The organism is Actinomadura chokoriensis (assembly GCF_039529475.1).
GTDB classification, from domain to species: Bacteria; Actinomycetota; Actinomycetes; order Streptosporangiales; family Streptosporangiaceae; genus Spirillospora; species Spirillospora bangladeshensis.
On sequence record NZ_BAAAMW010000004.1, the window covers coordinates 158904 to 180738 of the forward strand.

24 protein-coding genes and 1 pseudogene are annotated in these 21835 nt (G+C 72.3%); 17 read left to right on the top strand and 8 right to left on the bottom strand.

Going from position 1 to position 21835, the window contains the following annotated elements:
- Nucleotides 1–15 precede the first annotated feature (15 nt).
- The 3 genes from ABFX46_RS11345 to ABFX46_RS11355 all read left to right on the top strand — a co-directional run bounded on the left by ABFX46_RS11345 (nucleotide 16) and on the right by ABFX46_RS11355 (nucleotide 2027).
- Nucleotides 16–564 (top strand): P-loop nucleotide/nucleoside kinase family protein, encoded by a 549-nt coding sequence (locus ABFX46_RS11345; protein ID WP_346041713.1) that lies wholly within the window; start codon nucleotides 16–18, stop codon nucleotides 562–564.
- 66 nt (nucleotides 565–630) lie between these two features.
- On the top strand, nucleotides 631–1161 hold the full coding sequence (locus ABFX46_RS11350; protein ID WP_346041714.1) for a nuclear transport factor 2 family protein: 531 nt from the start codon (nucleotides 631–633) through the stop codon (nucleotides 1159–1161).
- The gene (locus tag ABFX46_RS11355) at nucleotides 1158–2027 is read left to right on the top strand and encodes an LLM class F420-dependent oxidoreductase (protein WP_346041715.1); all 870 of its coding nucleotides are present in this window, start codon (nucleotides 1158–1160) and stop codon (nucleotides 2025–2027) included. The genes ABFX46_RS11350 and ABFX46_RS11355 overlap by 4 nt, the downstream gene beginning before the upstream one ends.
- Before the next feature lie 81 nt (nucleotides 2028–2108).
- Here ABFX46_RS11355 and ABFX46_RS11360 read toward each other — a convergent pair whose 3' ends face one another.
- On the bottom strand, nucleotides 2109–2762 hold the full coding sequence (locus ABFX46_RS11360) for a TetR/AcrR family transcriptional regulator (RefSeq protein WP_346041717.1): 654 nt from the start codon (nucleotides 2760–2762) through the stop codon (nucleotides 2109–2111).
- Nucleotides 2763–2876: 114 nt separating this feature from the next.
- On the opposite strand from ABFX46_RS11360, the gene ABFX46_RS11365 reads away from it, so the two are divergent.
- The 3 genes and pseudogenes from ABFX46_RS11365 to ABFX46_RS43480 form a co-directional block, all read left to right on the top strand.
- Nucleotides 2877–4211, top strand: a complete 1335-nt coding sequence (locus ABFX46_RS11365; RefSeq protein WP_346041718.1) for a cytochrome P450 — start codon at nucleotides 2877–2879, stop codon at nucleotides 4209–4211.
- 53 nt (nucleotides 4212–4264) lie between these two features.
- Complete coding sequence (locus ABFX46_RS11370) at nucleotides 4265–6208, top strand: WD40 repeat domain-containing serine/threonine protein kinase (protein WP_346041719.1); 1944 nt, start codon at nucleotides 4265–4267, stop codon at nucleotides 6206–6208.
- A 90-nt stretch (nucleotides 6209–6298) separates the two neighbouring features.
- Nucleotides 6299–6460, top strand: a pseudogene (locus ABFX46_RS43480) (hypothetical protein); the annotation flags it as partial.
- Here the strand turns inward: ABFX46_RS43480 and ABFX46_RS11375 are convergent.
- Entirely contained in the window at nucleotides 6423–8324 is a 1902-nt protein-coding gene (locus ABFX46_RS11375; protein WP_346041720.1) for a protein-arginine deiminase family protein, read from the bottom strand. The pseudogene ABFX46_RS43480 and the gene ABFX46_RS11375 overlap by 38 nt on opposite strands.
- Between ABFX46_RS11375 and ABFX46_RS11380 the strand changes: the two genes are divergently transcribed.
- The 5 genes from ABFX46_RS11380 to ABFX46_RS11400 all read left to right on the top strand — a co-directional run bounded on the left by ABFX46_RS11380 (nucleotide 8313) and on the right by ABFX46_RS11400 (nucleotide 11917).
- Nucleotides 8313–9533 carry a sensor histidine kinase gene (locus tag ABFX46_RS11380; protein ID WP_346041721.1) on the top strand — a complete coding sequence of 407 codons (1221 nt, stop codon included), beginning with the start codon at nucleotides 8313–8315 and terminating at the stop codon, nucleotides 9531–9533. The two genes, ABFX46_RS11375 and ABFX46_RS11380, sit on opposite strands and share 12 nt — an antisense overlap.
- Nucleotides 9530–10171, top strand: a complete 642-nt coding sequence (locus ABFX46_RS11385; RefSeq protein WP_346041722.1) for a response regulator — start codon at nucleotides 9530–9532, stop codon at nucleotides 10169–10171. The genes ABFX46_RS11380 and ABFX46_RS11385 overlap by 4 nt, the downstream gene beginning before the upstream one ends.
- A gap of 99 nt (nucleotides 10172–10270) precedes the next feature.
- A complete protein-coding gene (locus ABFX46_RS11390) occupies nucleotides 10271–10720 on the top strand; it encodes a helix-turn-helix domain-containing protein (RefSeq protein WP_346041723.1) in 450 nt (149 codons plus the stop codon).
- Nucleotides 10713–11081: a DUF4180 domain-containing protein gene (locus tag ABFX46_RS11395; protein ID WP_346041724.1), complete on the top strand. Its 369-nt coding sequence runs from the start codon at nucleotides 10713–10715 to the stop codon at nucleotides 11079–11081. The genes ABFX46_RS11390 and ABFX46_RS11395 overlap by 8 nt, the downstream gene beginning before the upstream one ends.
- Entirely contained in the window at nucleotides 11078–11917 is an 840-nt protein-coding gene (locus tag ABFX46_RS11400; protein ID WP_346041725.1) for an alpha/beta fold hydrolase, read from the top strand. The genes ABFX46_RS11395 and ABFX46_RS11400 overlap by 4 nt, the downstream gene beginning before the upstream one ends.
- Nucleotides 11918–11943: 26 nt before the next feature.
- On the opposite strand, the gene ABFX46_RS11405 is transcribed toward ABFX46_RS11400, so the two are convergent.
- The 5 genes from ABFX46_RS11405 to ABFX46_RS11425 form a co-directional block, all read right to left on the bottom strand.
- Nucleotides 11944–12261 carry a MerR family transcriptional regulator gene (locus ABFX46_RS11405; protein WP_346041726.1) on the bottom strand — a complete coding sequence of 106 codons (318 nt, stop codon included), beginning with the start codon at nucleotides 12259–12261 and terminating at the stop codon, nucleotides 11944–11946.
- 91 nt (nucleotides 12262–12352) lie between these two features.
- Nucleotides 12353–12793, bottom strand: a complete 441-nt coding sequence (locus tag ABFX46_RS11410) for an Hsp20/alpha crystallin family protein (protein WP_346041727.1) — start codon at nucleotides 12791–12793, stop codon at nucleotides 12353–12355.
- A gap of 261 nt (nucleotides 12794–13054) precedes the next feature.
- Nucleotides 13055–13396 (bottom strand): MmcQ/YjbR family DNA-binding protein, encoded by a 342-nt coding sequence (locus tag ABFX46_RS11415; protein WP_346041729.1) that lies wholly within the window; start codon nucleotides 13394–13396, stop codon nucleotides 13055–13057.
- Between the two features lie 31 nt (nucleotides 13397–13427).
- A complete protein-coding gene (locus ABFX46_RS11420; RefSeq protein WP_346041730.1) occupies nucleotides 13428–13619 on the bottom strand; it encodes a helix-hairpin-helix domain-containing protein in 192 nt (63 codons plus the stop codon).
- A 34-nt stretch (nucleotides 13620–13653) separates the two neighbouring features.
- Nucleotides 13654–14562, bottom strand: coding sequence for a helix-turn-helix domain-containing protein (locus tag ABFX46_RS11425; protein WP_346041731.1), 909 nt, complete (start codon nucleotides 14560–14562; stop codon nucleotides 13654–13656).
- A 69-nt stretch (nucleotides 14563–14631) separates the two neighbouring features.
- On the opposite strand from ABFX46_RS11425, the gene ABFX46_RS11430 reads away from it, so the two are divergent.
- The 4 genes from ABFX46_RS11430 (at nucleotide 14632) to ABFX46_RS11445 (ending at nucleotide 17437) form a co-directional block, all read left to right on the top strand.
- Nucleotides 14632–15255, top strand: a complete 624-nt coding sequence (locus ABFX46_RS11430) for a non-oxidative hydroxyarylic acid decarboxylases subunit B (protein ID WP_346041732.1) — start codon at nucleotides 14632–14634, stop codon at nucleotides 15253–15255.
- Nucleotides 15245–16669 carry a non-oxidative hydroxyarylic acid decarboxylases subunit C gene (locus ABFX46_RS11435; RefSeq protein WP_346041733.1) on the top strand — a complete coding sequence of 475 codons (1425 nt, stop codon included), beginning with the start codon at nucleotides 15245–15247 and terminating at the stop codon, nucleotides 16667–16669. The genes ABFX46_RS11430 and ABFX46_RS11435 overlap by 11 nt, the downstream gene beginning before the upstream one ends.
- Nucleotides 16670–16769: 100 nt before the next feature.
- Nucleotides 16770–16997: a non-oxidative hydroxyarylic acid decarboxylases subunit D gene (locus ABFX46_RS11440; RefSeq protein WP_346041735.1), complete on the top strand. Its 228-nt coding sequence runs from the start codon at nucleotides 16770–16772 to the stop codon at nucleotides 16995–16997.
- Entirely contained in the window at nucleotides 16994–17437 is a 444-nt protein-coding gene (locus ABFX46_RS11445; RefSeq protein ID WP_346041736.1) for a pyridoxamine 5'-phosphate oxidase family protein, read from the top strand. The genes ABFX46_RS11440 and ABFX46_RS11445 overlap by 4 nt, the downstream gene beginning before the upstream one ends.
- A gap of 16 nt (nucleotides 17438–17453) precedes the next feature.
- Here the strand turns inward: ABFX46_RS11445 and ABFX46_RS11450 are convergent, their stop codons facing one another.
- Entirely contained in the window at nucleotides 17454–18278 is an 825-nt protein-coding gene (locus tag ABFX46_RS11450; protein ID WP_346041738.1) for an SAM-dependent methyltransferase, read from the bottom strand.
- Nucleotides 18279–18458: 180 nt separating this feature from the next.
- Between ABFX46_RS11450 and ABFX46_RS11455 the strand changes: the two genes are divergently transcribed.
- A complete protein-coding gene (locus tag ABFX46_RS11455) occupies nucleotides 18459–19022 on the top strand; it encodes a DoxX family membrane protein (protein ID WP_346041739.1) in 564 nt (187 codons plus the stop codon).
- 170 nt (nucleotides 19023–19192) lie between these two features.
- Entirely contained in the window at nucleotides 19193–21835 is a 2643-nt protein-coding gene (locus ABFX46_RS11460; protein WP_346041741.1) for an MFS transporter, read from the top strand.

Consider the following 21835-nt stretch of genomic DNA (forward strand, 5'->3'; position numbering starts at 1 on the left):
TGGGAGGGTTGCGTCATGGGGTTGCCGACGTTGGTGGTGGTGAGCGGTGGTCCGGGGACGGGCAAGACGACTCTGGCGCACCGGCTCGCCGGGGTTCTGGGGTGCCCCGCCGTCATCCGGGACGAGATCAAGCAGGGCATGGTCCTGGCCACGCCCGGGTACCGGGGCGGTGGCGACGACCCGCTCAACCTGCCGACCGTGCACGCCTTCTTCGGCGTCCTGAGGCTCCTGCTGGAGGCGGGCGTCACCGTCGTCGCCGAGGCGGCCTACCAGGACCGGGTGTGGCGGCCGAACCTGGAGCCGCTCACCGCCTTGGCCGACGTTCGCGTCGTCCGGTGCACGGTGGAGAGCGCCGTCGCGCACGAGCGGATCGTCCAGCGGGTCAAGGAGGACCATCGGGCGGCCCACGGCGACCTCGACCTGCTGGAGGCGATCGCCGACGGCCGCCACTCGCTGGACGCCTACGTCCCCATTCGTATGGATTTGCCGACCCTCGTCGTGGACACCACCGACGACTACCGGCCCGTCCTCGCCGACATCGCGGATTTCGCCGGCCGGCCATGACCGCCGGGTCCCGTAGAGCGGGATCTGCGGGGCGGTCCCCGACCGGGACCGGGACGCTCTTCTGTCATGGAGGCAGAGCGCAGCGAATGGACCGACCGCCGCGACATTCACGACGTCGTCCTGCGCTATTGCCGGGGGATCGATCGGCTGGACTTCGATCTCGTCCGGTCGGCGTACCACCCGGACGCGATCGACCACCACACCGGCTTCGACGGGACGCTGGACGAGTACATCGCCTGGGTCGAGCCGAAATTGCGGGCCCGACGCGGCGGGACGATGCACATCGTCGCGAACCATCTGGTCGAGCTGCTCGGCGACACCGCGATCAGCGAGACGTACGGGACGTCCGTCCACTGGGGTGAGCCCGCCGGCGACCCCCGGCTCAACTTCACCAGCGGTGTGCGGTTCGTCGACCACATGGCCTGGCGGGACGGGCGGTGGGCGATCGCCGAGCGGTGGGCCGTCCGGGAGTGGACGAGGTCCGACGCCGGCCGGCTGATGCCCAAGGAGGCCGCGGGACCGTCCGGCAGCCGGGACGGCGACGACCCGCTCTACCGGCTCCAGCGGACGTTGCGGGGAACGGAGGCAAGCGCGTGAAAGTGGGAATCAGCTCGCCGATCGTGGCACTGGCGGGAAAGCGCCCGGCCTGGGAGGCCGAGGCGGGCACCGCCGAACTCGTCCAGGTCGCGCGGGCCGCCGACCGGCTCGGCTACGAGTTCATGACCTGCGGCGACCATGTCGCCGTCCCGCCGGGCCTGCCGCGCGGCGAACGCTTCTACGACCCGCTCGCGACGTTCTCGTTCCTCGCCGGGCAGACGAGCCGTCTCCGCTTCCTGCCGTACGTCCTCGTGCTGCCCTTCTACCACCCGCTGGAGATCGCCAAGCGGTACGGGACACTCGACCACCTGAGCGGCGGCCGGCTGATCCTCGGGTTCGGCGTCGGGAACCTGAAGGAGGAGTTCGACCTGCTCGGCGCTCCCTTCGAGGACCGAGGCCCCCGCGCCGACGACGCCCTGAAAGCGCTGCGCGCCGCCCTGTCCGGACGGGTGGTGTCGTACAAGGGCCCGTACTTCGAGTTCCAGGACATGGTGGTCGACCCGCACGCCGTCCAGCCCAAGGTCCCGATGTGGATCGGCGGCCACAGCGAACGAGCCCTCCGCCGCGCGGTGACCCTGGGCGACGGCTGGGCCCCGGCACCCCAGTCGTTCCGAGGCCCCACCCCCGAACTGATGCGCGAGATGCTCGACCGCCACAACCTGCCGGACGACTTCAACGTCCTCTTCACCCCGGGCGAACGCCTGGACCCCATGGCCGATCCATCCCGCGCAGCCGACATCATCACCACGGCCGAACAAGCAGGCGCAACCCACATCAACCTGACCGTCCGCCACACCTCCCTCGCCCACTACCTAGAGCAACTGGAAGCCTTCGCCCAAACCGCCACCCTGGACATCGCCCCCTGACACCCCTTCGCTTGCGGCGGGTTGCCCTATCGGGCGGCCGTATAAGGGCGACACGCCGCATGTGAAGGCGTCGGTGCCGCGCTAGTGGAGGCGGTGGTGGAGGGGGGTGGCGAGTTCGGTGGTGGTGAGGATCAGGGCGACCGTGTAGTCGATGAGGTGGTCGCGGTCGATGTTCAGGTCGCCGCGGAACCAGGTGGTGAAGACCTCCCAGAGGCCGGCGGTCAACGTCAGGCCGGTCAGTTCGACGTCGATGTCGGGGAGGAGGACCTGGTCGAGGGTCTCGTGGGTCTGGGCGGCGAAGATCGCGGCCATCGTCCGGACGATCTCGATGCGGCGCCGCTGGAGCAGGGGTGAGGCCGGGAACGCGTGGGTGAGGATGTGGGCGCGGCGCGGGTCGCCGGTCAGGAAGTCGAGGATGGCGGTCACCACGGCGCGGGTGCGGGCCTGCGGGTCGCGGGGGGCCTCGCGGGCGGCGGACAGGATCACGTCGGTGCCGCGGGCGACCTGGTCGTCGATGACCGCCAGGAGCAGGGCGTCCCGGTCCGGGAAGCTCTCGTAGAAGTAGCGGTCGTTGAGCCCCGCCTCGGCGCACACCTTCCGGACGGTCGCGGCGGCCCAGCCCCGCGTGCCCAGCAGTTCGAGCCCGGCCGCCAGCAGCGCGGCCCGGCGGCGGGCCCGGCGCTGGTCGGCGGGCACGCCGCGGTACGGGCGCTCGGGTGCGGGCTCGGAGGTCACAGCCCAGATTGTGCCCCATCCCTTGACTTCACCCCCAGATCTGGGGACGCTGAACACCAGATATCTGGTGCCACGCGTCACCAGAATCACGACGAGACGGGAGCGTGAGGTCCGGTGGCCACGGAGACCCCCCGACAGCTGACGCCGGCGGACATCGACCTGAGCGACCTGCGCTTCTGGACGCGTCCCCTCCACGAGCGGGCGGAGGCGTTCGCGGTGCTGCGCGCCCAGCCGAAGCCGGTGTTCCTCGTCCTGCCGAAGCTGCCGTTCCTCCCGCAGAGCCCGGGGTCCTGGGCGCTGACCCACCACGCCGAGGTGACCGAGGCCAGCCGCCACCCGGAGGTGTTCAGCAGCGAGCCCAGCGCCACCAGCCCCGCCGACATGCCGCGCTGGATGGACAAGTACTTCAACTCGATGATCGACATGGACGACCCGCGGCACGCCAAGATCCGCCGGATCGTGTCCCGGGCGTTCACCCCGAAGATGCTCGCCAAGGCCGAGGACGACATCGCCCGGCGCGCCGCCCGGATCGTGGACGAGCTGATCGAGGCGGGCGGCGGCGACTTCGTGTCCCAGTGCGCGGCGCGGCTGCCGGTCGAGGTCATCTGCGACATGCTCGGCATCCCCGTCCAGCACCACCGCCGGGTCGTGGAGTGGACGAACATCATCGTCGGCTACAGCGACCCCGAGTACGTGGGCGCCGCGTTCGAGTACGGGGCCGGCGGCCCGAAGATCGGCAAGCTCGCCACGATCCGCATGCTGGGCACGATCGCGTCGGCGGGCTGGCGGCTGCACCGGCTGGCCTTCAAGCTCGGACGCGAACGCCGTAAGACGCCCACCGGCGACCTCACCTCGGCCCTGGTGAACGCCAACGTCGACGGCGAGCGGCTGAGCCCCCGCGAGTTCGCCGCGTTCTTCCTGCTCCTCGTCGTCGCCGGGAACGAGACCACGCGCAACGCGATCGCGCACGGCCTGAAGCTGTTCACCGAACATCCCGACCAGCGCGCACTGCTCCTTGAAGACTTCGACGGACGCATCGGCGGGGCCATCGAGGAGATCGTCCGCTACAGCAGTCCCGTCATCTTCATGCGCCGCAACCTCACCCGCGACTACGAGATGAACGGCCACACCTACCGCAAGGGCGAGCGCGTGACGCTGTTCTACTGGTCCGCGAACCGGGACGAGGCGGTGTTCACCGACCCGGACCGCTTCGACATCCTGCGCTCACCGAACCCGCACGTCGGCTTCGGCGGCCCCGGCCCGCACTTCTGCCTGGGCGCCAACCTGGCCCGGCGCGAGATCACCGTGATGTTCCGCGAGCTGTTCACGCGCCTGCCCGACATCGCCGCAGGGGAACCCGACCGCCTGATGTCCGGCTTCATCAACGGCTACAAGCGCCTGCCCTGCACCTTCACCCCGCCCGCCGCCCGCCCCCGCACCCCGGCGTGACCGTCCGCCGCGCGACGCTGTCGGGGCGCGGCCCGTGTGACTAATGTGCCACTGTGACGCAGGACGTGGGAAAAGTCGTGCTCGGCCGGTACCGGCTGCTCGAGGTGCTGGGCGAGGGCGGCATGGGCGCCGTCTGGCGCGCGCACGACGAGCGGATGCGCCGGGACGTGGCGCTCAAGCAGCTCAAACTCCCCCCGGGCCTGGGGGCGGGGGAACGCGAGCACCTGGTGGCGCGCATGGAGCGGGAGGCGCGCTCGGTCGGGACGCTCAAGCACCCCGGCGTGATCACCGTCTACGACCAGTTCCACGACGACGACGGCCTGCCCTGGATCGTCATGGAGCTGGTCCGGGGCCGCTCCCTCGCCGACCTCCTCCGCGACAACGGCCCGCTGGACGAGGCGGAGGCCGCCCGCATCGGCGCCCAGATCGCCGACGCGCTGGCCGTCGCGCACGAGGCGGGGATCGTGCACCGCGACATCAAGCCCGCCAACATCCTGCTGGAGGGCCCGCGGGTCGTGGTGTCCGACTTCGGGCTCGCCGTTGTCCCCGGTGAGACGACCCTCACCGCCACGGGCGCGCTCCTGGGCACCCCCGCGTATCTGTCCCCTGAGCAGGTCAACGACCGGGAGGCGACGGCCGCCTCTGACATGTGGTCCCTGGGCGCCACCCTGTACGCCGCCGTCGAGGGCCGCCCCGCCTTCACCGGCGGCAGCATGGCGGCGCTGCTGCTGGCCATCGCCCGGGGCGAGCCCGCGCCCGTCCAGCGCGCCCGGCGGCTGGCGCCGGTGCTGCGGGACCTGCTGCGCCGCGACCCCCGGCACCGTCCCACCGCCAGGGCCGCCGCCACCGCCCTCGCGGCCCTCGCCGGGCAGGCGGCCGGGACGCCCGCCATCACGGAGCCCGCCCTGCCGGTCCCGGACCCGGCCGTCCCGCCGCTCCCGCAGATGTCCCGCCGCGCCTATCTCGTGACCGCGGGCATCGGGGCCCTCGCCTTGGCCGTTCCGGTCGGCTACGTGGCGACCCGGCCCGGCGGGTCCGGACGGCCCCGCCGGATCAAGTCACCGCCTCCCACCGCACCGGTCCTCATGGGGCAGCCGCTAGCCGGCCACACCCTCTCCGTCAACGCGGTGGCGTTCAGCCCGGACGGCAAGCTCCTCGCCTCCGTGAGCGACGACCGCACGGTCCGGTTGTGGGACGTCGCCACCCGCACACCCCTCGGCAGTCCCCTCACCGGCCACGAGAAAGACGTCACGTCGGTGGCGTTCAGCCCCGACGGCACGACCCTGGCCACCGGCAGCCGGGACGAAACCGTCCGCATATGGGACGTGGCCACCCGCGCCCCCATCGGCAAGCCCCTCACCGAACACGAAGACCCCGTCCGGGCGGTGGCCTTCAGCTCCGACGGCAAGCTGCTGGCCACCGCGGACGTCGGCAGCCTCCTGCTGCGCAACGCGTCCACCCGCAGACCCATCGGCGGACCCCTCGAACAACGCGGCACCTTCGACTCGATCGCGTTCAGCCCGGTCGGCAGGACCCTGGCCGGAGACGCCTACGACGTGGTGTTGTGGGACGTGTCAGGCCGCAAGCCTCGCGCCCGCGACATCAAAGGCGACACCAGCGGCGTCCTCGCGGTGGCGTTCAGCCCGGACGGCAAGCTCATCGCCGGTGCCGGCGAGGACAAGCACGACGACGTGCGCCTATGGGACGTGGCCACCCGCACGCAGCTCCCCCAGTCCTTCGTCAGCCACACGGAGGACGTCAACGCGGTGGCGTTCAGCCCTGACGGCAAGACCCTGGCCACCGGCAGCTCCGACCAGACGGTGCAGGTATGGGACGTGGCCACGGGCAAGCCCCACGGCGACCGCATCACCGGCCACGAGGGCACCGTCCGCTCAGTGGCCTTCAGCCCCGATGGCAAGACCCTGGCCACCGCAGGCACCGACGACACCATCCGCCTGTGGCAAATGCCCCCCACCCCCCGCCAAACCCCCGCCTGAACGACGCTTTGACCCGGATCGGCGCCACTTCCAGTGCCAGCACGGCGATGAGCGCGGGCAGGGCCACCGTCAGCGGCGACGACACCGCCAGCCCGAGGGCGGGACGGCGTGCGCCGGCTCGTCGCGTCCCGTGGCGGAACCGGCAAGCACCCCCAGTGGTACCTGAACGTGGCGCCAACCCGAGGCGGTCACCCGCGTGGCGGCGGTCCTTGTTTCATCGGGTGGGGTGCCACCACGGGGAGGTGGTGGTGAGGTTGCGTTGGACGTTGGTGACGCAGTGGATGTCGCCGCCGGCCGTGCCGACGTAGTGGGAGTAGTCCCAGTCCTCGATCCAGTGGACGCGGACGCCTGCGCTGCGCAGTGCCTGTTCTGTGGCTTGCTGGAAGACGTCGTGGCCGCCCTGGCGTGGCCCGTGCTGGGCTGGGGCGAGGTATGCGCCGGTACCCGTGCTGATGCCGTTGGCGGCGTCCGGCAGGTAGGTGACGGTCAGGTTCTTGCGCGGGTAGTCGTCGGGCAGGTCGATCTTGGAGAACAGCGCCGGGACGCGGATGACGTCGCGTTCGGTGATGCCGGCCTTCTCGCGGAACTGGCGGAGGGCTCGGTCCACGCCGGCCGCCGCGATGCGGGTGCCGTTCACCAGTTCCGGCTTGCGGAGGGCCTGGGCGACCGTGAGGCCGGGGAACTGCGTGTTGGACGGGGCGATGCCCTCGACCAGCCGCTGCCCTCCGCCGCCGGTGGCGGCGACCTTCTTCAGCAGGTCCATGCCCATCTGCGGGTCCGCGATGACCATGGCCCACCCCTTGCCTCCGCGCCGGGGGACGAAGTGGAGGAACTCGTCGATGTGGCCGACGCCGAGCCAGCTCACGTCGACGGCGATCGGGTCCTGGTAGCCCTGGGCCTCCAGCATCCGGACGAACTTCGCGTCGGGCGTGAACTTGCCCTCGCCGCCGTAGACGATCCGGCCGGTGCGGTACTTGCCGTAGGGCGGGATCGTCCCGAAGTTGCCGCTCGAACTGGCCGATCCGTAGTACAGGTTGTCGTCGGGACGGTCGACCGCGGTGGCGTCGAACTGCTGGATGCCGGCGACGCCCGGTCCGCGCATCATGGTGAACACCGGACGGGACGCGTCCCGCAGCGGACGGTCGCGGGCCGGGAAGTCGGGCGTCACGGCCGGGGACCTGAGGTTCACCACGATGCGGTGCTCCCTGCCGCCCGGCCCCGGCATGGACGCGTAGCCGGCCTTGAACATGTCGCCCATCCACTGGTCGCCCCCTGCCGGGGACTCGATGAACGGTTTGCGCAGCCCTTCGGCGTCCAGTGCCCGGCGCAGGTCGCGCCGGTACGCCTCCTGGCCCTTGACGGGCTTGTCGGGGGCCTTGCCCTTCTCCAGCGTGACGGGGGCCTTGGGGTTCGCGACGACGGCGCGGTCCAGGGGGAGGAGGTCGTGCTGGAAGAGGACCGGCGCCACGCGCAGCCGCACCTTGTCGGACCGGGTCCGGCCGCCGTCGGCGACCGTCAGCGTGAGGTCGCTGAACCCGGACCAGGCGGCCGGGTCGCGGACGACGTCGCGGGCCTCGACGGCGAGCCGTACCCCGCGCCGCAGCTCGTCCGCCGTGACGGCGCCGTCCGCGCCGAGGGCCGTGAGGCGCCCGCCGCGCTGGACGAAGATCCGCACCTTGCTCCGCGACCGGGCGTCGGGCCGCAGCGTCGCCCGCGCGGATCCGGACACCCCCTTCATCGCCGGGATCTCCAGGGGCGCCAGGTCGGCGGCGTCGGCCGCGCCGTTCACCACCGTGTCGGACGCGTCGTTGCACGCGGCCAGTGCGGCGTCGGTGAGCCGCTCGCCGTTCTCGCCCGCCGTGGGGCAGCGTGAGGCGTCGTCGTCGAGGTTCGGCAGCATGATCGCGCCGCGAGTCGCCGTCCACGTCCCGCGCCGGGCGTCGTCGGCGGGTGACAGCCGCCCGTCGCGGTTCGTATCGGCGCGCAGCAGCGCCTTGCCGGACGATCCCGACGGCGCGCCCGCCAGCCCGGCCTCGGCCGTGGCGCCGCAGCCCGCGAGGCAGGCCACCACGGCAGCGGCCAGCCCGGTTCGTACGATTCGCTTGTGACCGTTCATACGGACAAGCCTCGCGATCAGGGCACCGGCCGGGCATCGGCCGTTCGGCAGATCTTCCCGGCGGGCTCCTCCGCCGTTCGGCAGAGGAGGCCGCGCGCCATCGCGGCCGGGACGCTGATCGCCGCCCTCGCCGCCGCCGCGGCCGCGGGCACGCCGGGCGAGGGCCCGCTGATCACCGCTCCGGCGTGGCTGGCCGGCGCCGCGCTGGTCCTCATGCTCGCGTTCCCGGACGCCCGGCCGGGCGCGATCGCGGGCGCGGCCGGAGCCGGCTCGCTGGCGGCGACCCTGGCCTACCAGGGGCCGGCCGGCAACCGGACGGCCGGCTGGTGGCTGGCCGAGTCGGTCGCGGCGGCGGTCGTCCTCCACCTGGTGGTGCGGCGCGCGGAGGCCCGTCCCGCCGCGCTCGCGGGAGTGCTGGCCGGCGCCGCGGTGACCGTGCTCCCGCTGCGGCTGACCCTGCACGTCGTCCCGCCCGCGAGCGGGCTCGGCGCGGTGCTCGGCTGCCTGTTCTGCGGGCTCGGCGCGGCGGGCGCCGCCGGCACCGGGCTGTACTTGCGGTCGCTGGACGCGCGGCGGTCCCGGGCGGTGGCCGAGGCGCGGCGCGCGCAGCGCCTCGACCTGGCGCGCGACCTGCACGACTTCGTCGCGCACGAGGTCGGCGGAATGATCGTCCAGGCGCAGGCCGCCCAGGTCGGCGGCGACACAGCGGCGGCGCTCAAGCGGATCGAGGCGGCCGGGGCGCGGGCGATGGCCTCGCTGGACCGCACCGTCCACATGCTCCACGACGAGGGTCCCCGCGACGGCCCGCACGGCCTGGCCGACCTGCCCGCGCTGGTGGAGAGGTTCAGCGCGTCGGACGGCACCCGGGCCCGGCTGGCGATGGACGATGCCGTCGCCCCTCCGCCCGAGGTCGCGGCGACGGCGTACCGGCTGGTCGTGGAGGCGCTGACGAACGTCCGCCGGCACGCCCCGGGCGCGACCGCCGTCGACGTCTCCGTCACCGCGGCCGGGCCCGCCCTCCGCGTCGCCGTCACCGACGACGGCCCCCGGGGCCGTGCGCGCGTGCTGCGAGAGCGGCGGCGGAGCGGCCACGGGCTGCCCGGGATCGCCGAGCGCGTCGAGGCCCTCGGCGGCGACTTCGGTGCGGGTCCGGCCGGTGACCGGGGCTGGCGGGTGCTCGCGCTGATCCCACTACGATCGCTGCCATGACCACTCGGATCGTCATCGCCGACGACCAGGACGACGTCCGTGGTGGCTTCCGCATCATCCTGGACGCCCAGCCCGACATGGCGGTGGTCGGGGAGGCCGCCGACGGCGTCGCGGCCGTCGAACTGGCCCGGCGGGTGCGTCCCGACGTCGTCCTCGCGGACATCCGGATGCCGCGCATGGACGGCCTGGAGGTCACCCGGCTGCTGGCCGGCCCGTCCGTGGCCGATCCGCTCCGGGTGCTCGTCGTCACCACCTTCGACCTCGACGAGTACGTGTACACGGCCCTGCGCGACGGGGCCTGCGGCTTCCTGCTGAAGCGCTCCGGGCCGACGCTCCTGGTGGAGGGCGTCCGCGCCGCCGCGGCGGGCGACGCGCTCATCAGCCCCACGATCACCAACCGGCTGCTGCGCCGGTTCGCCCCGCCCCGTCCGCGCGCCGACGACGAGCGCCTCACCGGCCGCGAGACCGAGGTCGCGACCCTCGTCGCGCGGGGCCGCACCAACGCGGAGATCGCCGCCGAGCTGTGCATCACGCCCGGCACCGCCAAGACCCACGTCGCGAGCGTCCAGCACAAGCTCGGCGTCCGGAACCGCGTCGAGATCGCCGCCTGGGCCTGGGAGACCGGCCGGCTCGGCTGACGTCCGTCCGCGGTCAGCCGCGACGCCGGGCCCGGTTTCGGCCAGTGCGTGGGCCCTAAAGTTCCCTATCAGTCCTTATTTCGCGTACCTTAGGGAGTGATGGACGACAAGATGTACTCGGTTGAGGAGGTCGCGGACCTTCTCGGGCTTCATGTGCGGACGGTGCGGCGGTACATCCGGGAGGGGCGGCTCAAGGCCGTCCGGATCGGCAAGCAGTACCGGATCGGGCGCGACGACCTGGAGGAGCTGACCGGTAGGCCGGAGCACGGCGGACGGTCGGGTGCGCGGGTCGAAGTGTCGAGCATCGTGCAGGTCGACGGTGTCGACCGGCACCTGGCGGACCGGCTCGGCACGCTGGTGGTGAGCGCCGCGCAGGGCGGGCCCGACCCCGGGCGGCCGGTGCACATCCAGGTCGTCCATGACGAGGAGGGGCAGCGCTTGAAGGTCGTGCTGCTCGGTGGTGCGGCGGCCACGGCCGAGGTGCTGCGGTTGATCGACGCCGTGCTCGGTGAGGGCGGCGTGCTCGGACGGGAGGCCGGCGATGACTGATGTGGTGCAGGAGCGGGCCGGGGTCCAGGTGCTGGTGTGCGACCCGGACGGTCCGCTGATCGCGACCATGGAGGACGGGCTCGACCTGGTCGGCGCGACCTACCTCGGCGCCGAGGTGGTGGCGGTGCCCGCGGGCCGGCTGGACGAGCGGTTCTTCTCGCTCGGCACCCGTTTCGCGGGTGACCTCATGCAGAAGTTCGTCCAGTACGGGGTGAAGCTCGCCGTCGTCGGCGACATCTCCGCACATATGGCCGAGAGTTCGGCGCTGCGTGCGCTGGTGCGGGAGTCGAACCGGGCCGGTCACGTGTGGTTCGTCCCGGATCTGGAGGCGCTCGACGCGCGGCTGGCCGGGACGCCATGAGCGTGATCTACAAGTCGGAGGCCGGGAAGAGCGAGCTGCTCGGCCACTACCGCCGGGCGCTGGACGCCTGGCCCGTGCCGGCCGAGCAGGTCAAGGTGCCGACGCGCGAAGGGGAGACCTTCGTGCTGGTCTCCGGGCCGCCGGACGCGCCGCCCCTCGTGCTGCTGCACGGCTCGGGGGCGAACGCGGTCATGTGGCGGGACGACGTCGCGGTGTGGTCGCGCCACTTCCGCACCCATGCCGTCGACCTCGTCGGCGAACCGGGGCTGAGCGCGCCCTCGCGTCCCGTGCTGGGTACCGATGCCGTCGCGCTGTGGCTGGACGATGTGCTCGACGGGCTCGGAGTCGCGGGCGCCGCGGTCGTCGGCGCGTCCCTCGGCGGGTGGACGGCCCTCGACTACGCGATCCGGCGGCCGGAGCGCGTGACCCGCCTGGTGCTGATCTGCCCCGGCGGGGTGGGGCGGCAGAAGATCGGCTGGGTGTTCACGACCCTGCTGGGGCGCGCGTTCCGGCGCGGCGGGCTGCGGGAGTCGACGATGACCGTCACGGGCCTCAGGGAGGGCGAGGCGAGTGAGGTGCTCGACGGCATCGTCCTGACGTTCACGCACTTCAACCCGCGCAGGGAGAAGCTCCCGGTGTTCCCCGACGACGCGCTGCGCGGTCTCCGCATGCCGGTGCTCGCGATCGTCGGCGGACGGGACGCCATGTTCGCCTCGCGGCAGACGGCGCGGCGTGTTCATGAGTGCGTCCCGCAGTCGACGGTGAGGCTGCTCCCGGAGGTCGGCCACGCCGTCTTCGGCCAGGCCGCGACGATCGACGAGTTCCTTCGGCGGTGACGCCGCCGGTGCCGGTGCCGGTGCCGTCAGGTGTCGCGGTCGCGGGCGGCGAGGCGGCGGGCCAGTTCGTCGCGTTCGCGCGTCAGTTCGGCCACCTCGTGCTGGAGCTCGAAGATGCGGCGGATGGCGGGCAGGGTCATGCCCTCGCCCATCATGGTGACGACCTCCTGGATGCGGCCGATCTCGCGGCGGCTGTAGCGGCGCTGGCCGCCGGCGGAACGCTCCGGTGAGACGACGTGGTGGTCGTCGATGCGGCGCAGGAACGCCTGCTGGACGTCCAGCATCTGCGCGACCTGGCCCACGGTGAACAGGGCGGCGTGCTCGTCGTCGAACGGCAGGCTCATGGGGGTTCCTCCTCGTGCCGCCGCGCCGCCGGGTGGCCCCGGCCCGCGCGGGGGGTGTCGCGGGTCCGGGGCCGCGTCCGAATCCGTGGGGTCAGCTCTTGATCGCCTTCTGTCCGCCGCCCGTCTGCTGGACGGCGACCTTGCGCGGCCTCGCCTTCTCCATGACCGGGATGCGGACCGCCAGGACGCCGTTGTCGTAGGCCGCGTCGATCCCCTCGGAGTCCAGGTGCTCCGACAGGTAGACCCGGCGGGTGAACGAGCCCATCGGACGCTCGCGGACGAACGCGCGCTCGTCCTCGCCGAACTCCTCCTCGCGGCGCGCGGTCACCGACAGGACGCCGCGGTCCACGGTGACCTCGATCGAGCCCGGGTCGATGCCCGGCAGGTCGAACCGCAGGACGACGTCGTCGGCGCGGCGGATGCCGTCCATCGGCATGCCGGTCCCGCTGCCGGCCCCGCTGACCTGGCGGATCGCCCGATCGAACTGACGCTCGAACTCCTGCACGAACGGGTCGATCGACGTCAGCAACATGACCATCACCTCCGAAGACCCTCGGCGCCCACCCCGGCGCCGACTACCTGTTCCTCGTGCCAGAGGAAACCTGCAACTCCATATATAGGTTTCCTCTCGGCTGATGTCAAGGGACCGTCCGCCGCGGCCACGTGCCGCCTGGTCGCGTCGGAGGTGGCAGAGCCTTGTCAGGCAGCTCTGCTCGCCCATGCCGTCCATCTACCTGCGGCGGAGAGAGGATCGCGAACGCCCGCCATCTTCCTCGCGATGCGCCTGGCGGGGTCAGTGGGTCGGGTCGATGGTCTGGGCGAGGCGTTTGGGGGCTGACAGGCGCCAAGCCTCGGTCACCAGTTCCACCAGTTCACCTGGGTCGACTCTGGTGAGGTCTATCGAGAGCCACGCGAAGCGGCCGCTGGCCCACGAGGGGGAGAAGACGTCCGGGGACTCGGCTATCAGCGCGGCCTGCTCGGCGCGGGTGGCCTTGAGCATGGCGGTCGCGTCGGCTTCGTTGAGGTAGCCGAAGCCCTTGCCGCGCACCTTGAAGGCGGTCATGCCGCCGAACGACTCGTTCTCGGTCACCTCGGGCAGGCTGTGGGCCGTCTTCAGGAAGTCGTCAACGCTCACCCCCGAAGATCTACCAGCCGGGTCGGACGGTTCACTGCTCCGCGAACGACAGGCCGTGGTCTTGGAGGGCCTGGCGCAGGATCTTGATGGAGTACGGGCCCATGCCGTGCAGCGCCGCGATGTCCTTCTCGCGGGCCGTGGCCAGTTTCTCCAGGTCGGTGTAGCCGGCGACCGCGAGGGCCCGAGTCGCCGGGGCGGAGAGTTTGGGCAGGTCGGTGCTCATCGGGCCAACCTAGCGGCGGCCTACGACACGATCCTCACGGTTCGGCGTCGGCCGCGCCCCGGGACCTGGCCCGGAACGCGGTCGGCGGCATCCCCGTCCGCTGCTGGAAGAACGCGCTGAACGACGTCGAGTAGGCGAACCCCAGGCGGTCGGCTATCGCGGACGGCGCCAGGTCCGTGTGGGACAGCAGCCGCTTGGCCTCCAGCAGGATCTGGTCGTCGATGAAGCGCTTGGCGCCGCAGCCCGTCGCGGCCCGGGTGGCGCGGGTGAGGGTGCGGACGCTGTAGCCGAGGCGGGCCGCGTAGTCGGCGACGCGGTGGCTCGCCGAGAGGTCCTGGTCGACGGCCTGCTGGAAGCGCAGGAAGACCTCGTTGGCGGTGGCCGGGTCGCCGGGCCCGCCGTTCAGATGGGTGAGGCGCAGCAGGATGACGCCGAGCAGATGCCGCAGGACGTCGATGTGCGCTTCCAGAGGGAGGTCGGCGAGGCTGTCGGCCTCGTCCTCCAGAAGGCGGAGCGTCCCGTCGAGCGCGGCCTTCTGCGCCCCGACCGGGGTCAGCGGACGGTGGTGGACGCGCAGGTCGAGCCCGACGGCCTCGCGGGTGGCGGCGTCCGGGAAGTCGGAGGTGAACAGCACGACCGTCGCCTCGGCCTGCGTGAGGTCGCCCATGTAGCGGTGGATCTGGCCGGGACGCATCCAGAACCAGCTCCCCGCCGGCACCCGGTACTCGTTGAAGTCGACCGAGCAGCGCACCGTCCCCGCCTTCACCGCGATGAACTCGTGGAAGACGGGACGGCGCGGGGCGTAGATCTCGACGGCGTGGCCGCGCGCCCGCGCCATGAGCCGGGGCAGGTCGAGGACCTCCACGCCCGGCGGCGCGCCCGCCGCGGGGCGGTACGGGATGTGCGGGATGTCCGCCCGTAGAGGTTGTCCGTTTTTCTTCATCCGCTGTCCTCGATCTATGAGGGCGATTATCCGACCCCGTCCTAGCGTGAGTCGCGGCGCCGGACAGGCGTGACCGAAATCTCAGAGGAGTGGACGGCCATGCGGCTCATCGTCGGAATGACGGGTGCGACGGGTGCGGTGCTGGGCGTCCGGCTGCTGGAGAACCTGGCCCGGCTCCCGGACGTCGAGACCCACCTGGTCCTGTCGCGGTGGGCGCGGGCGACCGTGGAGCTGGAGACCGGGCTGTCGGCGCGGGAGGTCGGCGCGCTCGCCGACGCGGTGTACTCGCCCGACGACCAGGGCGCGGCGATCTCGTCCGGGTCCTTCCGGACGGACGGGATGGTCATCGCCCCCTGCTCCATGAAGACGCTGGCCGCCATCCGCGCCGGCTACGCGGAGGGGCTCGTGGCCCGCGCCGCCGATGTGGTGCTGAAGGAGCGGCGCCGGCTGGTCCTCGTCCCGCGCGAGACGCCGCTCAGCGAGATCCACCTGGAGAACATGCTCGCGCTGGCCCGCATGGGGGTGCAGATGGTGCCGCCGATGCCCGCCTTCTACAACCACCCGGAAACGATCGGCGACATCGTCGACCACATCACCGCCCGGGTGCTGGACCAGTTCGACCTGCCGGCGCCCGCCCGCCGCTGGGAGGGAATGCGCGCCGCCCGTGAAAGGAACCACCACCATGCCCTTTGACGATCTGCGGAGTTTCCTGGACGCCCTCGACAAGGAGGGGCAACTGCTGCGCATCACCGACCAGGTGATGCCCGAACCCGACATCGCGGCCGCCGCCAACGCCGCCTGCCGGATGGGCGACGACGCCCCGGCACTGTACTTCGACAATGTCGCGGGATTCACCAGCGCGCGCATCGCCATGAACGTCCACGGATCGTGGGCCAATCACGCGCTCTCGCTCGGCCTCCCCAAGGGGACGGGTGTGAAGGAGCAGGTCAACGAGTTCAGCCGCCGCTGGGACACGTTCCCCGTCGCGCCCGAATGGCGCGAGAACCCGCCGTGGGCGGAGAACGTCATGGACGGCGACGACGTCGACATCTTCGAGGTGCTGCCGCTCGTCCGGCTCAACGACGGCGACGGCGGTTTCTACATCGACAAGGCCGCGGTCGTCTCGAAGGACCCCGAGGACCCTGACAACAGCGGCAAGCAGAATGTCGGCATCTACCGCATCCAGGTGAAGGGGAAGCGCAGGCTCGCGCTCCAGCCCGTCCCCATGCACGACATCGCGCTGCAACTCCGAAAGGCGGAGGAGGCCGGCGAGGACCTGCCGATCGCCATCACCATCGGCAACGACCCCGTCATCTCCATCGCCGCGTCCACCCCGATGCGCTACGACGAGAACGAGTACGAGCTGGCCGGTGCGCTGCGCGGGGCGCCCGCCCCGATCGCCGAGGCGCCGCTGACCGGGCTGCCCGTGCCGTGGGGGTCCGAGGTGGTGATCGAGGGCGTCATCGAGGGCCGCGAGCGCGAGATCGAGGGCCCGTTCGGCGAGTTCACCGGGCACTACTCCGGCGGACGCAACATGACCGTCATCCGCATCGACCGGATCTCCTACCGCACCGACCCGATCTTCGAGCACCTCTACATCGGCATGCCGTGGACGGAGGTCGACTACCTGATCGCGGCCAACACCTGCGTCCCGCTCTACCAGCAGCTCAAGGCCGAGTTCCCGGAGGTGCAGGCGGTCAACGCCATGTACACGCACGGGCTCGTCGTCATCGTCTCCACCGCCAAGCGCTACGGCGGTTTCGCGAAGGCCGTCGGGATGCGCGTGCTCAGCACCCCGCACGGGCTCGGCTACGCCGCCACGGTCATCGTCGTGGACGAGGACGTCGACCCGTTCGACCTCCCGCAGGTCCTGTGGGCGGTGTCGACGAAGATGAACCCGGCCGGCGACCTGATCCAGGTGCCCAACATGCCGGTGCTGGGTCTCGCACCGCAGGCCACGACGCCCGGCATCACCGACAAGCTGGTCATCGACGCCACCACCCCGGTCGCCCCCGACGCCCGCGGCAACTACGGGAACCAGGTCCGCGACCTGCCGGAGGCCGCCGAATGGCTCGTCCGCCTCCGCGCCCTCGCCGCCGGCCGCTGACCGCCCCGCGCGCCGCCGCCCCGCGCGCCGCCGCCCCGCCCGCCGGCGTTCGCCCGCCGGTGCGCCCGCCGTCCTCGTCCGCCGCTGAAAGGACCCCGACATGATCTGCCCGCGTTGCGCGTACGAGGCGATCGAGACGCTGTTCGCCTCGCCCGTCCCCGGCGTGTGGGAGGTGCTCCAGTGCGAGCGCTGCCTGTACTGCTGGCGCACCACCGAGCCCGACCGCCGCACCCGCCGCGACCGCTTCCCCGACGCGTTCAAGCTGACCGCCGAGGACATCGCGTCCGCCCCGGAGGTGCCGACGATCCCGCCGCTGAGGGGCCGGTGAGCGACGCGATCCGGGACGCGCTCGCGGCCTGCGCCGTCCTCAACCTCGCCTACGCGGACGAGGACGGCCCGCAGGCCTGCGCGGTCTTCTTCGCCCCCGCGCCCGACGGGTCCCTGGTGTTCGTCAGCTCGCGCTCGACCCGGCACGGCCGCGCCCTGGCCTCCGATCCCGGCGGCGTGCGCGTGGCCTTCACCGTCCAGGACGACGACCAGGGCTGGCGGACGCTGCGCGGCGTCCAAGGGCGCGGCGTCTGCCACCGCCTGACCGGCACCGGGCTGGACGCCGCCCGAGCCGCCTACGCCGCCCGCTTCCCCTTCGTGGCGGACGACGGACGGCTGGCCCGCGCGCTCGCCTCGTCCGACCATTGGAGCGTCCGCCCGACCTGGCTCCGCCTCATCGACAACTCGCGGGGCTTCGGCCACAAGACCGAATGGCCGTAGGCCGGGGCGTGGAGACTCAGCGCTTCCGGGCGACGCCGCAGAACTGGTACACCGGCTTCGGCGGACGGCCCGTGTCGCTGACGGCCGGCCGCCACTGCGAGCACGACACGACGCCCGGCTCCAGGATCTCCATCCCGTCGAAGAAGCGCTCCAGCTCCGCGGCGCTGCGCAGCCGCATCGGCGCGACCCCGGACTCGTTGCTCATGTCGACGGCCTGCTGCGCGGCCTCCCCGTCGACCTCCCCGCTGGGGTGCGCGATCGCGAGGTAGCTGCCGGACGGGACGGCGCCGAGCAGCCGGTCGACGACCCGGTGCGCCTCGTCCTCGCCGGTGATGAAGTTCAGGATGCCCAGCATCATGATCGCGACCGGCCGGCCGAAGTCGAGCGTCGCCGCCGCCCGCTCCAGGATCGCGTCGGGGTCGCGGACGTCCGCCTCGATGTAGTCGGTCGCGCCCTCGGGCGTGGACGTCAGCAGGGCGTGCGCGTGCGTGAGCACCAGCGGGTCGTTGTCCGCATAGACGATGCGGGTGTCCGGCGCGATGGCCTGCGCGACCTCGTGGGTGTTGCCGGCGGTGGGCAGCCCGGTCCCGAGGTCGAGGTACTGGCGGATGCCCTCCTCCCCGGTCAGGTGGGTGACCGCCCGCCCCAGGAACCCCCGGTCGGCGCGGGCCGAGGCGACGATGTCGGGGATGACCGCCTGGATCTGGTCGCCGAGCTCCCGGTCGACGATGTAGTTGTCCTTGCCGCCCAGCCAGTAGTTCCATACGCGTGCCGTGTGCGGCACGGAGGAATCCACGGTCGATGAGTGCTGCGGTTCATTCGGGGAGGAAGTACCGGTCATGGACAGAGATTAGCCATTTCCGGCGATCACGGCGGGCCGAAAACACATCCGGGGTCGGTGCCCGGATAGGCGGGACGTTGGTCCCCCCGATCACGGACCGAACGGTCCTATGGCCGGACATCGCGGGGGAGTTGAGTGAGGAGTGCAGAAACCGGCGATGTGATGGAAGGTGAGACGGCGATGGCAGTCTCCGAGCACAAGACGCACACGGGACGCGGCACCCTGATCCGGGTGGTGGCTCCCAAGCCGCTGACCGAGACGCCCGCCGCCCGCTACATCTGGGCCGCGGCCCGGCTGGCGCTGGGCTGGATCTTCGCGTGGGCGTTCGTGGACAAGCTGTTCGGGCTGGGCCACGAGACCCCGGCGGGCAAGGGCTGGCTGGACGGCGGCAGCCCGACCGAGGGGTTCCTGGCGCACGCCCCCAAGGGCCCGTTCGCGGGGTTCTACAACGACCTGGCCGGGGCCGCGTGGGCGGACTGGCTGTTCATGATCGGGCTGGCCGGGGTCGGCGCGGCGCTGATCCTCGGGATCGGGATGCGGGTCGCGGCCGCCGGCGGCGCGGCGCTGCTGGTCCTGATGTGGACCGCGGTCCTGCCCCCGGAGAACAACCTCTTCATGGACGACCACATCGTCTACGCGCTCCTGATCGTCGGGCTGGCCCTGGTCAGCGCCGGCGACACCCTGGGCCTCGGACGCTGGTGGGGCGGGACCCGCCTCGTCGAAAGGCTCCCGTTCCTCAAGTGACCGAATGACCGAGATCGGAGAGGCGCCCGCCACGGCGGGCGCCTTTTCCTGTCGTTTCGGACTTTCTTGACCTTGTCGGCGCACAGAGGTGTGATATCCGGCTGACGGGTAGCCCTACCGATGTTCTCGCCGGTCGTGATCGACCGCCGGTTCGTTGGAGGGGTGACCGAATGACGGCTGATACGCGCGTGGGGACGATCACCACGCGGATCCCGGCGCGCCTGGACCGGCTGCCCTGGTCGCGTTTCCACTGGATGGTCGTCGTCGGCCTCGGGACGGTGTGGATTCTCGACGGCCTCGAGGTCACCATCGTCGGGTCCGTCGCGGCGCGGCTGACGGAGCCGGGCAGCGGCATCGCGCTGACGCCGGGCGACATCGGGCTCGCCGCGGCGATCTACGTCACCGGCGCGTGCCTCGGCGCGCTGTTCTTCGGGCAGCTCACCGACCGGTTCGGCCGGAAGAAGCTGTTCATCCTCACGCTGGGCGTCTACATCCTCGCGACGGTGGCGACCGCGTTCGCGTTCGCGCCCTGGTACTTCTTCGCGTGCCGGTTCGTCACCGGCATGGGCATCGGCGGCGAGTACGCGGCGATCAACTCGGCGATCGACGAGCTGATCCCGGCCCGCGCCCGCGGCCGCGTCGACCTGGCGATCAACGGCAGCTACTGGGTGGGGTCGGCGCTCGGCAGCCTCGCCGCGGTGCTCCTGCTGAACACCGCGTTCTTCCCCAAGGACATGGGCTGGCGGTACGCGTTCGGGCTGGGCGCCGTCCTCGGCCTCACGATCATGCTCGTCCGGCGGCACGTCCCGGAGAGCCCCCGCTGGCTGTTCATCCACGGGCGGGAGGAGGACGCTGAGCGGATCGTCGACGGCATCGAGCGGGAGGTCCGCGAGGAGACCGACCACGACCTCGGGGAGCCGGGCGAGAGCATCACGGTGCGGCAGCGCAAGGCCATCCCGTTCCGGGAGATCGCGCAGGTCGCGGTGAAGATCTATCCGAAGCGGGCGACGCTCGGGTTCGCGCTGTTCGTCGGGCAGGCGTTCCTGTACAACGCGGTGACGTTCGACCTCGGCACGATCCTCAGCAAGTACTTCGACGTGGCGTCCGGGAACGTGCCCTACTTCCTCGTCCTGTTCGCGATCGGCAACTTCCTCGGCCCGCTGCTGCTCGGGCGGATGTTCGACACCGTCGGCCGAAAACCGATGATCTCCGGGACGTACTTCATCTCGGCGGCGCTGACCGTCCTGCTGGGCGTCTTCCTGACGACCGAGGCGCTGTCGACCTGGACGTTCATCCTGCTGGTGTGCGTGACGTTCTTCTTCGCCTCGGCGGGCGCCAGCTCCGCCTACCTGACGGTCAGCGAGATCTTCCCGATGGAGACGCGGGCGCTCGCGATCGCGTTCTTCTACGCGATCGGCACCGCGGTCGGCGGCATCTCCGGCCCGCTGCTGTTCGGCAGCTTCATCGACAGCGGCATGGTGAGCAAGGTCGCGATCGGGTTCTTCATCGGCGCCGTGATCATGGCGCTCGGCGGCATCGCCGAGCTGCTCTTCGGCGTCCGCGCCGAGCAGGCGTCGCTGGAGAACATCGCCAAGCCGCTCACCGTCCACGAGGCCGAGGAGGAAGAGGAGGGCGCGGAGCCGGCCGCGACGACCGCGGGCGGCGCGCCGGGGCCTCGCGCGGACGGCGGGCCGGAGCGCCGCGCGGCGCTGGAGGCGCGGCGGCACGCCGAGGAGACGCGGGCGCGCGCCGCCGAGCACCGCGCCGCCGTCCACGAGCTGGCGCCGCGCGCCGAGGCGGAGGACGGCGACGCCCGCGAACGGCTGCGCGTCGAGGAGGTCCTCGCGCAGATCGCCGAGTGGGACGCCGAGCGCCTCGCGGAGGAGGCGACCGCCCACGACGAGCGCGCCGCCGCCGACCGGGCCGGGCACGCCGGGAACGACGCCGAGCGCGCGAGCGCCCTGGAGCGGGCCGCGGCGGCGGACGAGCGGGCCCGCGCGCTGCGGGAGCGCGCGGAGGCGCTGTCCGCCGACGACCACGAGGACGCCGAGCTGCACGCGGCCCTCGCGGAGGCGGCGACCGAGCGCGCGCGGGCCGGTGAGCAGCGCGCGATGGCCGCGGAGGCCCGCGCCCGCGCCGAGGGCCTCGACGGGATCGAGGCCGAGATCGCCCTCGGCCAGGCCGAGACCTACGACGCGTGGGAGCACATGCACACCGAACTGGCGCTCGCGCACGCGTCCCGCGCCCAGCACGACGGCGAGGCGGCGGAGGAGCACGAGCGGCAGGCGGGCGTCCACCGGATGCGCGCCGAGTCCGCCGCCGACCGGATGGAGGCCGCGCAGCACCGCTCCGCCGCGCGGTCACTGGCGGCCGAGTCCGGCTCGATCGAGCAGGCGGACCGCGAGCGCGCCGAGGCCGCGGAACGGGAGCGGGCGGCGCGCGAACGCGACGCCCGCATCCGCGAGCGCGTGCTGCGCCGCGAACGGGAGGAGCGCACGGGGCTGCGCCGGTTCCGTCCCGGCCCGGGGCGCGCGTTCTACTCGCCGACCATGATGACCGGGTGGACGACCGACTGGGCGTCCGGCGCGGACCTCGCCCTCGACCGCGAGGTCAACACCATCGCGCAGGCGCTGGTCGAGCACGGGCCGACGCCCCGCACCCGGCTCGCCGAGATGGTCGGCGCACGCTACTGGGGGCCGGGGCGGTTCCGCGCCGCGCTCCGCGAGGCCGTCCACGAGGGACGGGCCAAGCCGCTCGCGCGCAACCAGTACGGGCCGCCGGAGAACAACGACGACGCGAACCCGGAGGTGTGA

Coding starts and splice junctions, on each gene's coding strand:
- ABFX46_RS11435 (WP_346041733.1), top strand. CDS start 15,245: ATGCCCTTTGACGATCTGCGGAGTTTCCTGGACGCCCTCGACAAGGAG.
- ABFX46_RS11385 (WP_346041722.1), top strand. CDS start 9,530: ATGACCACTCGGATCGTCATCGCCGACGACCAGGACGACGTCCGTGGT.
- ABFX46_RS11400 (WP_346041725.1), top strand. CDS start 11,078: ATGAGCGTGATCTACAAGTCGGAGGCCGGGAAGAGCGAGCTGCTCGGC.
- ABFX46_RS11350 (WP_346041714.1), top strand. CDS start 631: ATGGAGGCAGAGCGCAGCGAATGGACCGACCGCCGCGACATTCACGAC.
- ABFX46_RS11410 (WP_346041727.1), bottom strand. CDS start 12,793: ATGTTGCTGACGTCGATCGACCCGTTCGTGCAGGAGTTCGAGCGTCAG.
- ABFX46_RS11440 (WP_346041735.1), top strand. CDS start 16,770: ATGATCTGCCCGCGTTGCGCGTACGAGGCGATCGAGACGCTGTTCGCC.
- ABFX46_RS11390 (WP_346041723.1), top strand. CDS start 10,271: ATGGACGACAAGATGTACTCGGTTGAGGAGGTCGCGGACCTTCTCGGG.
- ABFX46_RS11405 (WP_346041726.1), bottom strand. CDS start 12,261: ATGAGCCTGCCGTTCGACGACGAGCACGCCGCCCTGTTCACCGTGGGC.
- ABFX46_RS11375 (WP_346041720.1), bottom strand. CDS start 8,324: ATGAACGGTCACAAGCGAATCGTACGAACCGGGCTGGCCGCTGCCGTG.
- ABFX46_RS11345 (WP_346041713.1), top strand. CDS start 16: ATGGGGTTGCCGACGTTGGTGGTGGTGAGCGGTGGTCCGGGGACGGGC.
- ABFX46_RS11450 (WP_346041738.1), bottom strand. CDS start 18,278: ATGACCGGTACTTCCTCCCCGAATGAACCGCAGCACTCATCGACCGTG.
- ABFX46_RS11455 (WP_346041739.1), top strand. CDS start 18,459: ATGGCAGTCTCCGAGCACAAGACGCACACGGGACGCGGCACCCTGATC.
- ABFX46_RS11425 (WP_346041731.1), bottom strand. CDS start 14,562: ATGAAGAAAAACGGACAACCTCTACGGGCGGACATCCCGCACATCCCG.
- ABFX46_RS11395 (WP_346041724.1), top strand. CDS start 10,713: ATGACTGATGTGGTGCAGGAGCGGGCCGGGGTCCAGGTGCTGGTGTGC.
- ABFX46_RS11460 (WP_346041741.1), top strand. CDS start 19,193: ATGACGGCTGATACGCGCGTGGGGACGATCACCACGCGGATCCCGGCG.
- ABFX46_RS11420 (WP_346041730.1), bottom strand. CDS start 13,619: ATGAGCACCGACCTGCCCAAACTCTCCGCCCCGGCGACTCGGGCCCTC.